This is a genomic window from Bifidobacterium sp. UTCIF-39, assembly GCF_006408715.1.
In the GTDB taxonomy this organism is placed as follows: Bacteria; Actinomycetota; Actinomycetes; order Actinomycetales; family Bifidobacteriaceae; genus Galliscardovia; species Galliscardovia tissieri.
The window spans coordinates 1-15906 of the sequence record NZ_JEOG01000026.1 but is presented as its reverse complement, the minus strand read 5'-3'; the positions used below and the strand labels follow the sequence as shown (position 1 = coordinate 15906).

General features: G+C 64.2%; 8 protein-coding genes and 1 pseudogene. 3 read left to right on the top strand and 6 right to left on the bottom strand.

Going from position 1 to position 15906, the window contains the following annotated elements; all coding sequences use genetic code 11:
- Position 1: 1 nt before the first annotated feature.
- From EP30_RS09630 to EP30_RS09605, 6 genes are all read right to left on the bottom strand, one after another.
- Entirely contained in the window at positions 2 to 1105 is a 1104-nt protein-coding gene (locus EP30_RS09630) for a PP2C family serine/threonine-protein phosphatase (protein WP_094662861.1), read from the bottom strand.
- Entirely contained in the window at positions 1102 to 3630 is a 2529-nt protein-coding gene (locus tag EP30_RS09625) for a transglutaminase domain-containing protein (RefSeq protein ID WP_140558259.1), read from the bottom strand. Before EP30_RS09625 ends, EP30_RS09630 begins: the two co-directional genes overlap by 4 nt.
- Positions 3627 to 4832 carry a DUF58 domain-containing protein gene (locus EP30_RS09620; protein ID WP_375137756.1) on the bottom strand — a complete coding sequence of 402 codons (1206 nt, stop codon included), beginning with the start codon at positions 4830 to 4832 and terminating at the stop codon, positions 3627 to 3629. The genes EP30_RS09625 and EP30_RS09620 overlap by 4 nt, the downstream gene beginning before the upstream one ends.
- A 6-nt stretch (positions 4833 to 4838) precedes the next feature.
- On the bottom strand, positions 4839 to 6107 hold the full coding sequence (locus EP30_RS09615; RefSeq protein WP_181160866.1) for a MoxR family ATPase: 1269 nt from the start codon (positions 6105 to 6107) through the stop codon (positions 4839 to 4841).
- Positions 6108 to 6118: 11 nt separating this feature from the next.
- Complete coding sequence (locus EP30_RS09610) at positions 6119 to 12052, bottom strand: Ig-like domain-containing protein (RefSeq protein ID WP_140558253.1); 5934 nt, start codon at positions 12050 to 12052, stop codon at positions 6119 to 6121.
- A gap of 161 nt (positions 12053 to 12213) precedes the next feature.
- On the bottom strand, positions 12214 to 13695 hold the full coding sequence (locus tag EP30_RS09605; protein ID WP_258185466.1) for a serine/threonine-protein kinase: 1482 nt from the start codon (positions 13693 to 13695) through the stop codon (positions 12214 to 12216).
- A 160-nt stretch (positions 13696 to 13855) separates the two neighbouring features.
- Between EP30_RS09605 and EP30_RS11370 the strand changes: the two are divergent.
- From EP30_RS11370 to EP30_RS09595, 3 genes and pseudogenes are all read left to right on the top strand, one after another.
- Positions 13856 to 13927: pseudogene (locus EP30_RS11370) on the top strand (zinc-ribbon domain-containing protein); the annotation flags it as partial.
- Between the two features lie 81 nt (positions 13928 to 14008).
- On the top strand, positions 14009 to 14896 hold the full coding sequence (locus EP30_RS09600; RefSeq protein ID WP_181160867.1) for a serine hydrolase: 888 nt from the start codon (positions 14009 to 14011) through the stop codon (positions 14894 to 14896).
- A 2-nt stretch (positions 14897 to 14898) separates the two neighbouring features.
- Positions 14899 to 15867, top strand: a complete 969-nt coding sequence (locus tag EP30_RS09595) for a serine hydrolase (RefSeq protein WP_140558249.1) — start codon at positions 14899 to 14901, stop codon at positions 15865 to 15867.
- Positions 15868 to 15906: the final 39 nt, after the last annotated feature.

Below are 15906 nucleotides of genomic sequence, written 5' to 3'. Positions count from 1 at the left end.
TTCACTCCCCAACGCTGTCAGGCCGATGACGGGCGGCCACTGTTCGCAGTGTATCCAGTGTCGACTCGCTGATGCTGGAAAGGTCCTCATTGCGGGCGATCTTTACATACGACCATGCGGCATTATCGTCACGCGACGCCATGACGTCGGTGGACGAGCAGACCGTATCCACCACGATCACCGTGATGTTGTCCTTGCCACCTGCGGCGAGCGCCGCATCTACAAGCGCCTGAACGGTTTCACGCGGATCACGGTTGACCGCCGCGATCGCCGCGATCGCATCGTCGTCCAGTTCGGAATGCAGTCCGTCGGAGCAGACGATGAACCGTCCGGGCAGATCGGCGCGGAAGTAGTCGGGGTCGATGCCCTCCGGTGCGCCCACGCATTGGGTGATGAGATTGCGCGGCACCAGCTGGTCGGCAAGCTCCGGCAGCATCACTCCGGCGTCGATCAGCTCCTGACGGCGGGAATGATCCCGGGTGACCTGCACCATGGATGAGGCGCTCCAGCCTCCGCCCGGCTGGGCGTCAAGATGATAGGTTCGTGAATCCCCGATGTTCACCACATACCACGACGGCATGGTGTCGGCGTCGAAGTCGAGTACGCAGGGGAATCCCGTTCCGTTGGCATCCGGCAATGAGTCGATGGTGTCGTCGTTCAGATCCTCAAGATCGAGGCGGGCGGTGACCACAGCATCGGGCACCGCGGCAATGCCGTCGATGGTGTCGTCGTCCTCGTCGGGGAATCCACTGACGTCGGTGCGGGTGCTGTATGGTTCGCCGGTCACGACGTTGCCCATGTCTGACAGCACCAATCCGGTGAGCGTGGTGCCGGAAATGCCGCCGAGTTCGCGACCGAGTTCGCATACGTCACGTTGCGCTTCGTCGATGACCGCGGCGATGTCGGATTTGGAGCGACGTTCCCTGTCGATCAACGACTCGCAGTGACGGATGGTGCGCGCGCTGGCCTCCTGTCCGGCAACGCCGCCACCCATGCCGTCGCATACCAGAAACAGTCCGCCGCTTGCCAGACCGTGGTCCTGATTGGTGCTGCGCCTGCGACCGATGTCGCAGATCATCGCCGCGTCGAGATACACGTGGGTCATGATGCTCCTTGCATGGTGTGAGTGTGGAAAACAGTATGGATGAAGCCCTTACGTGGCTTGTTCGGCTTGGCCGTCTTGTCAGGCTTATCCGGTTTGTCCGGTTTGTGTGGCGAGTCCTCATGGACGATCGAATCCACGGGATCCGTGAACAGCCCCCTGACCGACAGCCGGGCGATCACGGCCTGACGTTTCGGCAGCGACCGCAGCATGGCCTGACGGACCCGGTCCACGTCCGTCCAGTAGTCGGCCGCCGTACGTTCGTCCGTATCCTCACCGGAGAACGTGGCACGGTCCGCGCGCCTGCCCAGATCGTCCAGCGTCTCCGCCGACAGCGAGAACCGGTCGGCCAGCATACGGCTCTGCTCGCGGCGTGTTCCGGACACCGGTGTGCCGCACTGGGCGGCGAGCATGCACAGCCAACGCCATCCCTGGGCGATGCGCATGCCCGGCGAGCCCCGGCCTCGTGCCCGTCGCAACAGGATCGTCTTGAACAATAGGATCGCGCCGACGATGATCAGAGCGATCCACAACGGGCTGCCGTACAACGCCACCCGACCGGCGATCAGCTGGAACATGCGCCAGAAGGCCGTGGTGTTCGCATTCGCGTCGCTGCCGCCGATGTTCGTCTGACTGGTGGTACGGTTCTGTTCGCGCAACGGGTCCTGCAACGGCACGGGAGGCTGGCGGACCAGCGTCTGAGGATTCGGCGGTGTGAGGTTCTGATCGTCGTTCGGGATCTTCGTCTCCTTGGGGGTGGGGTAGAACGCCACCCAGCCGTAGCCGTCGAGTCGGATCTCCACCCAGGCGTCGATGTCGTTGCCGGTGAAGTCGATGCTCGTGGTGCCGTCGTCACGTACCGTGGTGCGTTCATCGGAGATGCTGCCGTCGGAATCCTTGGGCAGGAACCCCATCACCACGCGTGACGGAAGACCCAGATCACGGGCCATGAGCGCCATGGCGGAGGCGTACTGTTCGCTGTCGCCCACCATGGCGCTGCCGTTGAGCAGCAGATCGATGCGGTAGGCGCCATGGCCGGGCAATGATGGATAGTCGCCCTGCAGGCCGTGGGAGAACCAGCCGTTCTCCTTGAGCTTGTCGGCGAGCTTCTGCGCGGCCGCACCGCCTTTCGTCTCGCCGCCGGCGAACGACGTGGCCGCGGACTCCACCGAATCCGGCACATCCTGGGCCTTCGGCTGGCTTATGGGCGCGGCGTCGGCGTCGGTGATCTGCTGGGCGTTCGGTTGCTCGGTGAGCCGACCATGTTCCACATATGTGAGTCCGGAATCGAGTCCGGACGACAGCAGCGCGGAATCGGTGCCGGCGTTGTAGTAGAAGGACTGTGACAGATCCGACGAGCCGAACGATACGGAGGACGCCTCGCCTGCCGTGGGCAGCCAGACGTCACCGAGTCCGTTGTGCACGGTGAACGTCGCCGTGAACGGCGTGCTCTTGAGCTTGCTTCCACTCCGGTCAGTGCGGTCGCCGTCGATGGTGTCGCCCACACGGCGGTAGTCGGACGAGCCGAACGCGGCGGACGAATCGGACAGATTCCATACCGAACCGTCGAACCGATCCATCACCGCCAGCCGTACCGGCGTTCCGGCGGGCAGACCGGTGACGGTGAGCAGCTTGTCATCCTTATGATCCTTCACATACGATCGCAGACCACTCAGCGGACTCGTATAGTCGTATGGGCTGAGCGGCGGATCGTAATGATCACGCAGTACCTGACGCTGTCCGTCGATGGCGAACGCGGCGCCGCCGGCACCGATCGTGGCCAGTGCCGTGATCAGTACGGCGGCGAGCAGACGGTTCGCCTCCAGCAGACGCATGCGCCAGCTCATCCAGATCAGCATGGTCAGGGCGATCAGCACCCCGATGACGACGGGGTGGAATCCCGACGATGTGCCCAACGCCGCACAGGCGGCAAGATTCACCAGCACGATCGCCAGCGATGGCAGTGACAGCAATGGATTCGTGGAGAACGCGAACACGCCCGACAGGAACGTGGCCCACAGCACGATGGTCCACAGGGCCATCAGATCACCGCTTCCGGTGCCCACCGCGGGCTCGATGGCGATGATGTACTTGAACGCCCCGATTGTGGCGGCCGCGCCCTGCGCGATCGTGTCGAGCGTGGGTATCACCCGTGCGATCGTGGTGTGGGGCAGGGCGATCACCGGTCCGATGACGAATTGGGCGATCGCGAGCAGCAGCAGTTGCCACCACAATCGCAGCAATGCGCTTCTGCCGGCGAGCGCGCAGGCGATGCCGATCAGCGCCGCGGGGATGGCTCCAGCCGCCCATGCGGCTGGTGTGCCGTAGACGCCGAGCAGGTTCAGCGATGCCGTGAGATTCGCCAGCATGATGACGATGGCGTTGATGATGATGTACTGATCGGATCGCAGCCGTGCCATCGCACGACGACGGGGGAGTCGTGATCCCGGTGCCGCGGTGCGCGAGACGAGGATGGTGGGGTTGGGCGAATCCGCCCAGGAGCCGGGAACGGTGGTGCGGGCGGTCATGCCATGGCCTCCATGATCAGCGGGAGGTCGTCGAGACTACCGATGACGGCTAGGGTGAAGCCGTCGAACCGTCGCAGGGATCGTTGCGCGCTGGGATCGGTTCGCAACACCATGCGCGATGAGCCTGGCGGCATGGTGAGCATCATGCGTTTGATGTCGTCATCGGGGTTGCCGGATCCCACGGTGAGGCAGTAGAGCGAGGCGTCGGGACAGTGGTTCAGGGTCGACGCGGCGAGATTCGTCTCCGGTCGGTCCTTCGGCTCGATGGTGCTGCAGGCGTCGAGGAACGTCATGGTGGTGCGGGGGTCGTCGCGGTGACCGGCGACCACGGTTCGCAGCGGACGCTGCTGCATCAGGCATTGCACGCCGATCGACGCGTGGACGGATACGGCGAGTTCGAATTCCTCGCGGCTGGCGTAGTGCGTGGGATCCACGTCGAGTACGAGCGCGGTGGTGGTGCGTCGCGTGGCTTCATACTGTCGGATCATCAGCGTGCCCGCCTTGGCGGTGGACAGCCAGTGCACGTTGCGCATGTCGTCGCCCGGTTCGTATTCGCGCAGTCCGTAGAAGTCAAGATCGTCGTCCACGATGTCGCCGCTCGGTTGTCCCTCCAGATCGCGTTGGATTCCGGCGTTCAGCGTGTGCAGTCGTATGGTACGGGGGTGGATGTAGACGTCGATCCGGTCGGCGACGGTCTTTTCGTGGCGGATCAGACCGAACGGATCGCCTTTGCGCACCCGCAACGGTCCTACGGACAACACGGCCCGCGACGCGGCGGTGAACCCGATGGCGGTTTGTCTGCTTTGCCGTGGGGACAGTGCGGGGATGGGAAAGCCCTCATGGTCGTCGCCGATCAGAAGATCGCCGTGGGCGTGTGCCGTGGTGGCGCGCCCGGGGTTGCTCACCGTCACGTTCACGGTGATGTCGTCCCCGACCATGATGCGTCGTGCGGGCACGTCGAGCCGTGCCGAGAAGCCGGTGTTGCCCAGTGACATCACGATCGCGATGATGAGCAGGATCGTCCAGATCACGGTCATGGCGAGCAGTTCGTTCCACCCGAGGGCGATGTATCCTACCGCGCACAGCACGGCGGCGACCAGTATGGTCCAGCCGAGCGGGGAGACGTAATCCCGCAGAAGGGCGCGTTGCAGCAGCGCCGTTGTCGGGCGGAATCGGGAAAGGGGGATCGGTCGTGCCATGATCGCGTCCTATGCGCCGATGGTGGGGGCGACCACGTCGTCAAGCACCGAGGCGATCACGCTGTCGGTGGTGTCGCCTGCGAACGTGGCCTCGGGTGTGAGGATCACGCGATGGGCGAGTACCGCCGAGGCGAGTTCCTTCACATCGGCGGGCACCACGTAACTGCGTGAATCGGCCGCCGCCCATACGCGTGCGGAACGGACGAGCGCGAGCGCGCCTCGGATGGAGGAGCCGACGGCGATCCGATCGTTGTGTCGCGTTGCTTCGACCAGACGGACGACGTATTCGAGGATCGCGTCGTCGACGTGCACGGTTTCGGCGATCGCGCGCATGGCCAGTACATCCGCGCCGGTGGTGACCGGTCGGACGGTGGCGGCACGATCACGGACCCGGGCCTCGCGCAGGATGCTCAGGCTGGCTTCGTGTCCGGGGTCTCCCAGCGAGGTCTTGATCAGGAATCGGTCGAGCTGGGCTTCGGGCAGCCGGTAGGTGCCCAGCTGTTCGATCGGATTCTGCGTGGCGATGACCATGAAGGGCTGGGGAACGTCGTGCGTCACGCCGTCGACGGTGACCTTCTGCTCCTCCATGACCTCCAGCAGTGCGGACTGCGTCTTGGGCGACGCTCGGTTGATCTCGTCGGCGAGCACGGTGGCGGCGAACACCGGCCCCTTGCGGAAGGTGAACGCTCCGGTCTGCTGGTCGTAGAAGGTCACGCCGACCACGTCGCCGGGCAGTAGATCGGGGGTGAACTGGATGCGCTTGAACGGCGATTCGATCGAGTTGGCGATGGCTCTGGCCAACTGGGTCTTGCCGGTGCCGGGATTGTCCTCCAGCAGTACATGGCCGCCGGCCATGAGCGCGGTCACGCATTGCCGGATCGTATGCTCCTTGCCGATGACCGCTTCCGACACGTTGTCCACGATGGCGTTGAACACCTCGCCGAACCGCGTGATGGACGCATCCGAAGCGGGGCCGCGAACCTCGGCCGGCCGGGGAGTCCTCTGCTGGCGGGTAGGCGTCGAAACGGGTGACTGGCCGCGCCTGGGATGCTCCGTCGGTATCAGGGGATGACGGTGGGCCGTGCGCTGCGAGTCCGCCCGCGGTACTGGCGACTGGCCGAGCGGCTGTGTGGGAACGGTGGTGTTGGAACGGCCGATGTGCGGCAACGCTCCCAGCCGCGTCTCATCGGTGTCGTCCGAGGACTCATCCTGGTTCGGGGTGAATCCCCGGAACCGTCCGAGACGGGTCGCGTCGTCATCCATGTTGTTGTCATCCATGTCGTGCTCCTTCATGAGGACATCCGGAAGCGTACCAGATAGGCCGCCGTCGGGGTCGTGGTCGGTTGCGTGACGAATCGTCCGTCATCGGTCAGATACGAGGCCGTCGATGCGGTGGGACGGATTCCGCGAATGGTCTGATCGCCGGAGTCGGCGTTCAACGACGCGTCCTCGCCCTTGAGCGATACCTTGAGCCGCCATTTGGACGGGTCCGCGGGAGCGTTCATCTGCGACAGGTCGATCACCGTGCCGTCGGTCACCGAGGCGTTCGGCACGGCCGCGCCGTCCACGCTCAGCTCGACCACCGGCTCCTTGCCGTAGGTGTTCACCGCCGAACCGTTCGTGTTGTGTACCACCAGATGGTTGCGGTCGGCACCATCCCATTCCAGCCAGAAGCCGTTCGTATCGATCGTGGGAGCCACCTTGTACACGTATCCGGTGGGTTCGCCCGCGGTCACCGTCTGACCGGAATGACCGTTCAGCGACTGCGTGGCCGTGGCCGTCGGACAGCTCGTCCATGGGCTCAGATCGACGTTCAGCGATCCGTTCGCGTCACCGCTCGATTTGTCGCCGAACCGTACCGAGACGCTGTCGAACAGGCCGTTGGCCTTCCATGTGGCCGTGCATGTACCCCCGTTGGCGCTCACCTGCAGGTCGGGCTTGGCCACTTCGGTCTGCGGCACGATGGTCTGCGAGACCGTGGCACCATGCGTGCCCTCACGCGACGGCGTGACCGTAACCGACACCGACACGTCCTTGAAGTATTCGGATTTGTCGATCGTGAAACTGAACGAGCGCTCCGTGCACGAAACAGGTCCGCCACGGCTGACCGTCACGCTCGCACAACCCGCGCCATGATCGTTGATTTCGCCGATCGTGCCGCGGATCGTATCCCCGGACTGCTCCAGGGTCAGCGACGGCGGGTCGATGTCACCCCACGGCGTGCCGGGCTGGCCGCTCATCGCCTCCGGACCGTCGCCGGCGCGGTTGTGCGCCTTCACCGTGGCGGAGAACGCCGCACCGCCGGCATTGTTGTCCACGGAGAACGTGGCGGACGTGCCGGACACGGTCTGCGTTTGCGTCCCTCCGGCACCGTTGATCGTCACCGTATACGATTCGGGTACGCCGCCATCTGCCCCCGGCGCGGACCAGTTCACCGTCACCGCATGATAGCCGCCGGTCACGGTCACCCCGCCCGGTGCCGCTGGCACGCGATCCGGCGTCGCCTTCACCGTGTTCGACGGCTTGGACCATCCCACCTCGTTGCGTGCGCGCACGGTGAACGAGTATTCGCGGCCGTTCTCCAATCCGGTGACCCGGCATGACGTGTTCGTACCGCATGAGACGGAACCGCCGTCATACTCCACCTGATATTCGACGATCGGACTGCCGTTCGCCGACCCCGGCGTCCACGACAGGCTCACGGTGCCATCCGAAGGCAGATCCGTGATCGGGGACAGCAACGGCGCATCCGGCAGGCCCACCACCGATACCGTGATCGTGGCGCTCACCCTGCGTGAAGTGTCGCCGGTGCCGTCCTCGGCGGTGACCACCACCCGGTTCGTGGATGCCGGCGCATCCTGCGCTGCGATGATCGACACCATGCCATCCTGTGCATACTTCACCGAGACGTGGGACCCCTCACTCGAAGCGCCCACCAGCTTCAACGGGGTGTCCGGGAACGGGTTGTAGGCATCCCGCAGCACATTCACCTGCTGCGTCTCCCCGGCCTTGACCTTCACCGAGACATCGGGAACACGGGCCATCGGACGATCGGTCTGCGTCACTCGCAATGTCACGCCGGTCTTGACCTGACCGGAACCGTAGTCGATCGTCAACGGCAGGTTCACCGTGGTGCCGGGCTTGGCGTCCGTCGGCGCGCTCACGGTGAGTTCGCCGTTCTTCGCCACGGTGGCGCTCACCGGCGTGGACAGTCCCGACGACGAGTACGCGTACGACGACGCGTCGGAACCGTCCGGTGCCTTGGTGAACGCGGACAGGGAGATCGTCTTCGCATCCTCGCCGGGGACCACATCCACCGTGGGTGAGGAGAACGTGGGGGCAGGCGCATCCTTGCCCACGACCGTGATCGGCAGGGTCAGCACGGCGGAGTTCACGATCGTCCCCTTGCTTTTGCGACCGTCCACCGCGGTGAACGTGATCGACGCAGGACCGGAATAGTCCCTGGCCGCGGTGAACCGCAACGTCGTCTCGTTCACATACAGGTTGCCGCCATCCGATTTGGTGGCGCTCACCGAGTCCTTCGACGCGATCAGCGCCGTCTTGCCCGCGCCCACGCGCACATGGTCGGCGATGGGAATATCGATAGTCTCACCCGCCCGCACCGTAAGATCCGGTGCCTTCGGACGCAACGTCGGCGGGAACACGCCATAGGCGGGCACCTGAATGAACGCGGTGGATGTCACATGGTATCGCGTATTGGTCACCGTGTACGGCACGGCCCGGGCGGCATCGGTCAGATCCACCGAGATCGTCGTGGACGAGGTGCCGCCTTTGCGCCGGGCATGGTCCGAGGCGCTCGCATCCACGTTCACCTCGAGATCGTCCACACTGCCCGACGGGTTCGCGATCCAGTCGCGCACGTCCACGTCCACGGTCCGCTTGTCCACCGTGGCGCTGGCGGGCACCTTGTAGTCGTAGGCGGTGGGCGGCGATATCGGCGCGTCGGCGGCCACGGTCACACTCAACGTGGCGGTGTCCGTCAGTCCGGCCTTGGTCCGGGCCGTGTACATCACGTAGGCGGTGCCGGGGGAGTCGGGTGCCGTGAACTCCACCATGTCGTCCTTGACCGTGGCCGAATCCAGACCCTGCACGCTGAGCTGTTTGTCCAGCGTCAGGTTCTCGTCGTCGCCGGAGATGTCGTTGAGTAGTACCGGAACGTCGACCTTGGTCCCCGGTCGCACGGCGATCGTGTCGTCGCGGGCGAACACTCCGGAATCGGAACCGCCGCGGAACACGCCCACACGGATCTGCGCCTGGGCGCGCTGCCCGGTCCAGTCCTCCACGGCGTAGGTGAACGTGTCGGTGCCTGACGAATCCGCATACGCCTCGTAGATCAGATAGTCGGCACCCACTTCGGTCACACGGCCGAGCGAGGGAACGGTGTTGCCCAGTCCGTTCAGCGTGTCGCCGTCGCCATCCACGTCGATGCCGGTCAGGTCGATCGGGATGCGCACCTTGTCGCCGGCGGCCACCTGCGCGGTCACATCGGCCGGTGTGGGGGCCGACTTGCCTTCGGCGTCCGAGGCATGCACGGCGAAGGTGATCGTGCCGGACGCCGTATTGCCAAGGGAATCGCGCACCGTATAGGTGACGGGGAACGATCCCTCCTGATCGCCGGCCTGATAACGGACGGTGTCTCCGGAGACGAAGACGAGACCGGGGAGCGTCTGTCGGTCATAGGTCAGATCGGTGTCGACTGTAACGGTTCCAGCCGCGGTCACATGGTTCATCACGTCGACCGTCACGATGCCTCCGGTACGCACCTGGGCGTTGATGTTGCCGGCCTTGGGTGCCGACGATTGGCTGGCCGACGCCGGTGGCTGCAGTATGATCCGTCCCTCGGAAGTGCCCTGCGCGTTGGCCACCGTATAGGATACCGATACCGGCTTGCTCGGCGTCTGTCGTGCCGTCAGATACACGCGCTTGTTGCCGACGATCCCCGCCTTGATGCCGGTGGCGGGGTCCACGCTCACCGAGGTGACGGCGAGTACGCCACCGAGAGGATCCACGTCATTGGACAACGGTTCCACGATCGCGGTGTTGCCGTCGCCAAGCAGCGCCACATCGTTGGTGGCGACGGGCTTCGCCGAATCCCCGCCGGCCTTGGCGACCTCGACGCGTGCCAGACCCGTGGACTGCTTCGACCCCTGCAGAATGCTGTAGGGCACGTAATAGGTGCCGGGGTTGGCGGCGGTGAACGTGAACGACATGGTCTCCGCGTTGGCGGTCGCCGTAGCCCCGTCGGGCTGGGAGACCGAACCGAGCTGCACCGGCTGCGTGGAATTGCCGTGCACGTAGGGCTTGAGATCCACCGTGGTGCTGGTCCCCGGCTGGGTCTGCTTGACCACCGGGTCGATTACGGGGGAGAGCGTGTTGGCCGGGCGGATGGAGAAGTAGACGGTTCCGGTTCCGGTCTGCTCGCCGTCGGATACGGTCACGTTCACGGCCACGCGTCCCGTGGTCTGCGAGCCGGTGTTGAACACGAGCTGTCCGTCTGGTCGCGTGGAGACCATCACCTGCTCGGAGTTCGTGGGATTCACCGACACCAGCGTCATCGGATCGCCATCATCGTCCGAGAAACTGGCCAGGGCATTCGCCGTATACGTGGCACCCTGTTCCACCTGATACTCAGGGGGCACGTCGGTCTGCGCGGGCGCATGATCGCCGTCGGCGGACGTGATGTTCAACGTCACGGTGGCCGAGGACGACTGACCGTGACCGTCGGAGATCGAATACGAGAACCGTACGGTTCCGGTACCCGCCTGTGTGGCGTCGAGCTGCAGATACCGTCCGTCGTAGACCGGCGCGACGCTCACGCCGCCGCCCGGGGATTCGACCTTTTCGATATGGAGCACCGAACAGTCGGTCTGCTCGTCGTTGCGCAGCACGTCGAGGATCTGCTCGCCCCCGGCGCGGGCACCGAACGTGTCGTCCACCGCCCTGATCGACCCCGATGCCGCCGAGCATGTCTGGGCGAAGTCGCGGTGATTGTCGGCGGTGTTCTGACTCTCCCGGCTGGTAGTGGGGTTCTCCGACCTGATCTGATCCCACTGCAGTTTGATCGCGTTCGTGGAATCGTCCGGATTCCACACCTTGCCGTCCGTCATGTCGTTGAGCACCACCAGACGGTGGTTCGTGCGGAACCGGAGTTGCGAGGTGGCGTCGATCTCCTTGAGCGTGACGAATCGTGCGTCCTTGCCCGAGGCGTCCCCGCCGTTCACATCGCACGTCTTGAGGAAGTTGTCGGCGTTACGACTCCACGCCGCCCACACGCATCCGCCGGACGATACGGGCCGGGCCGCCTCGCCTTGGCCGCCGGCCGCCAGCGTGGTGGGATCGGCCGTCGGCCGGTTGAGATCCACCAGAATCAGACCGGTGGTCGAGGCAGCCGCCACCCAATCGCGCTGGGCGTCGTCCGTTGGGGGATCCTGCAGTGTCACCTTGCCTGTGATCGGCAGCTTCGCCCTGCCCTTGGGCGTGATCAGCGTGGTGTCCGAGGCGACCACTGGGGTATCCGAGACCACGGTGAAATCATCGGCGTTCAGCCGTTTGCCATCATTGAGCGATCCCCATTCGCGGACTGATCCACGAGGTTCGTCGAGCACCAGCACCATGGCGTCGGCGGGACGATATCCATAGACCACGCCACGATGGTCCACGGCGATCCTGCCTCCCGAGCCGAGTTTCATGACTGGACTGCCGGTTGTAGGAGTCACGGCGTCGACCTTGCCCGCATCCCCGACCCAGACATTGCCGGTCTTGGTATTGAGAAACGCGACGGTGGAACCGGCCACCATGGTCTGCGTATCGGCGCGCAGATCGGTGTGTCCATCCACGGCGACGGTGGATGCCATGATCTGCAGCGCCTGGGAGTCTTCGGTGAGCACCGTGTCGGAACCCGACTGTCCCACGTCGAAGCTGGCGACGGATGAGGAGACCGATGCGTCGGCCTCCTTGAGACGGACATTGAATCGAGCGGCCTTCTGATTGCTGATCGACGTGACCCATACCGTGCCATCGTCAAGCTGTACGTGACGACGGGTGATCGATTCGACGATGATCGCCCCCACGACGATGCCGATGACCAGCAGCAGGCCGATCAGCGGAGCCAGCCACCGATTGCGAAGAAACGGCGCGAGCGGACCACGACGACGAACCCCTCGTAACGTCGAATGTGCGGTCGACCGATTCTCGCGACCCATGGCACCCCCTGTTCCGTTACCGGCCGGTTGGCCGGAATCATATGAGCCATGATAGGCCGAATCACTGGGGGCGAACACCCGTCCGCCCCCGTCCTGCACACTACCCGACTACCGTCGGCACAACGCCGTCACGCCGTCACGCCGTCATTTTTTCCCTCCGATCATCGACGTACTGCGCATGCGGTGGCTGGAGATTGCGACATCCGCCGGTCCTGCCGCACGATGCTCACCTGAACGCATGTCTGATCGTCGGTCACATTCTCCAGACGCAGCGTGGTGGAATCCGTGAGCGTGGCCTTTGCCTCCTGATCTCCCGCATCGCCGGTGATGCGAGTCCACGAATACCGGTCGCCGTCCCGCGGATCCGGATTCGTCCAAGTGAAGGTGACCGACGTGCCGGTATATGATCCGCTCAGGCCGGTAGGGGAGGGAACCGTCTCCGACGACTGACCGTCAGCGTCATCCGTGCCGTTCGCATCGGACGAACCGTCGGAGGAAGAGCCGTCGGGCGATGGCGACCGGGACGATCCACCCAACGACGATATGCCACCGCCGGCGGTCGGAGCGGCACGCCCTCCCGATACGGCGTCGACATTCGGCAACACCAGCGTGATGAACAGCACAATCGCAACGATCGCCGCAATCGCCGCACCAGACGCCAGCACGATCCTGCGCCGGCCATGCCGCTCCGGTGCGGTCTGCGGCACGGAACCGAAACCACCGCCATGGGCCTTCTGCGACGTGTCGCTTCCGGACCGGTCACCGACCCGCTGCGGAGGAAACTGCGGCACCTCCTCCACCGTCACCGGCGTCTGATGCCCATACTCGCGCATCTGCACGCGCTGCATGTCCCGTGCGAACTCCAGCGCCGAATAATACCGGTCGTCCGGATCCTTGGCCATCGCCTTGCGCAGCACATCCTCGAACCCCTTGGGCACGTCCGCACGTCGGATGCGCGGCAGATCCGCGTTGACGATCATCTGGGCCAGCTCATTGCGATCATGGACCTCATAGCCGTACTCGAACGGGGAACGCCCCACGAGCAGCGCGAACAGCGTGGCGGCAAGGGAATAGATATCGGCCGCCTCCGAGCCGGACGATCTGCCAAGCAGTACTTCGGGTGCCGCCCACGGAATCGAAAACCCCATCACGCCGGTGGCGTAGACGTTGGCCGAGATGCCGAAGTCCGCAAGCAACGGAAGCCCCTGCGCGGAGATGAGGATGTTGGCGGGTTTCAGATCGCGGTGGATGATGCCCTGACGATGGGCGGCATACAACGCGCTCGCCACATTGATGCCGCAGGACAACACCTCATCGACGGACAGCTGACGGCGCTTCATCAGATCCCGGCAGCTACCGGCACTCGCATATTCCAACACCATGTAGCCACGTCCGTCGGCGGTGATGCCAGCGTTATAGATGGTCACGATGAACGGGTGCTCGGAAAGCCTGGCCATGAAATCAGCCTCATCGTGGAATCGGCGTCGCACACCGGCGTCCGTGATCGGACGGTTGCCCACCTTGATCGCCACCTGACGGTTCGGCACCCGCTGGCGGTACAGGAACACAGTGGCCGTGCCGCCGGAACCCAGCGTGCGGATGAAATCGTAGCCTTCAAGATGAGGTGGATCGGCGAGCATCATGCAGTGACCAGCTCCTTGGAATCGCGGTTCATGCTGTCTGCATCCTACCGCACCCGTATCGGAGATCGCCGGGACACAGTCGGCAGGCGATGCCGACTCATGATTAGAATGTTCGCTCAGAAGAGCTGATATAGAGGTAGTTCAGGGAAGGGCGTTTGGCATGACAAAGATTTGTACACATTGCGGTGCTGCACTGGAACCGGATGCGCTGTTCTGCTCAAATTGCGGGGCACCGGTGCCGCCGGATGACGCCGGCTCAACGTCGGAGTCACCCACTCAGACCATGCCGAACCAGCCGGTTCCGGAACCTTCAATGACCGGGACCCAGCCGACCGGGGCTCAGACAGCTGGGACCCAGCCGAAGAAGACGAACGCAATAGTTCCGATCATCATCGCCGCGGTCGTGGCCGCCCTTGTCGTGACCGGCGGCGTCGCCTACGAGGTACTCAGAATCATGGACGGCAACGTGGCATCCCCCCAGCCAAGTGAGACTACGCTGCAGACGCAGGCTCCAACGGCAACGCCAACTGTCAGTGGTACGCCAGCAACCGATTTGGATGCGGACAAGCTGCAGTCCATCGTGAACTCCTATTCCTCCACCGACGCGGCGGTCAGCGTGCGGCCGGTAGAGGACGGCGACGAATTCGATTCGCAGCAGGCCAACTCCAAGTTCGTGGCCGCCGGATTCTATCTTCCCGTGTATCTGTCCGCGAAGGATGCCGGTAACGCATCCGCGATGTCCTCCGCCGAATCCATGATGCGCACCATGAGCAACGACGATGGCAACACCGCCATCGGTGATCTTGGCGGACTGTCGGCCCTGAACGGCTGGGCGTCCGGTGCCGGCTACGGCAACACCGACTTCCAGCGCATGTTCGGCGATGTGGCCGCATCCAACTCCGGATACGAGAACTACACGTCCGCATCCGACGCAACCAAGATGCTCGCCGCCACAGCCAAGGCCGGAGGCACCGACCTGATGTCCTTCGATCTGGCAAGCGAAGGGGTGAACGCGCCATCCGGCACCACGCTCAACGGCCATCGCGGACAGGGCATCAAGAACTCATACAACTTCTTCATCGTGATGAAGACCGGTAAGACGGACGTCGCCGTGGCCGTGCTCACCCAGAACATGGGCAAGGATCGTGCGGCAGCGCTGACCAGTGACATCCTTGCCGAAGTCGCCGCCGAGGTGAAGTGACCGTGGGAAAACACGTCCGTGCCAATCCCACGATCCATCATCCGTTCCGGATCATTGCGGTCGCGCTGATCACCGTCCTCGTCGTGGTCGGACTCGCCTTCGCGGCATCCACGCGTCTGATCGTCAAGACCGTGCCGGACGCATCGGCCAGTGCCTCGTCCGAAGCCGAAAAACAGTCGTCACCCACCGATTCCGCAACCTCCACACCCAGTGAAAACCCGACGGATGTCGCCAAACAGGCCAAGCAGACGCAACTCGACACGATGAAAACCGCGCTCGAACAGCAGCTTGGCGGATACTCCGGCACTTGGTCTCTGTACGTGGAGGATATGACCACCGGAGCGGCCATCTCAATCAACGACCATCAGCAGCCCAGCGCTTCGGTGATCAAACTGTATGTGATGCTCGCCGTCTACGATCAGATCAGTCAGGGCAAGCTGACCGAAACCTCCGATATCGACGAACTGCTCACCCAGATGATCACCGTCAGCTCGAATCAGGCCACCAACACGCTGGTCAAGACGCTCGGCGGCGGCGATGCGCAGGCGGGCTTCCAGATCGTCAACAGCACGGCCAAGGCCAACGGTTTCAACGAAACCGCGATGAACGACCTGCTGTACGATTCGGGTACGCATGATTCCAGCCTCAAGCAGACCTCGGTGAACGACGCCGGTGCCTTCATGGCCAAGGTGTATCGGGGGCAGCTGATCTCCGCCGATATGAGCGGCAGGATGCTCGATCTGCTGCTCAAGCAGGCCCGCCGGACCAAGATCCCCGCAGGCGTGCCCGACGGCACCAAGGTGGCCAACAAGACCGGCGAGATTCCCGGTGCCGAGAACGACGCGGCGATCGTATATGGCACCAAGGGCGACTACGTGATCACCGTAATGAGCGAAAACGTGGAGAACTCCACGGCGCAGGCCAACATCCGCGCCATCTCCGGTACGGTGTGGGATGCGATGAACCAGTAGGATCGTAGGCCAGTAGTATTCACGCAGCAGGTTGCAGAA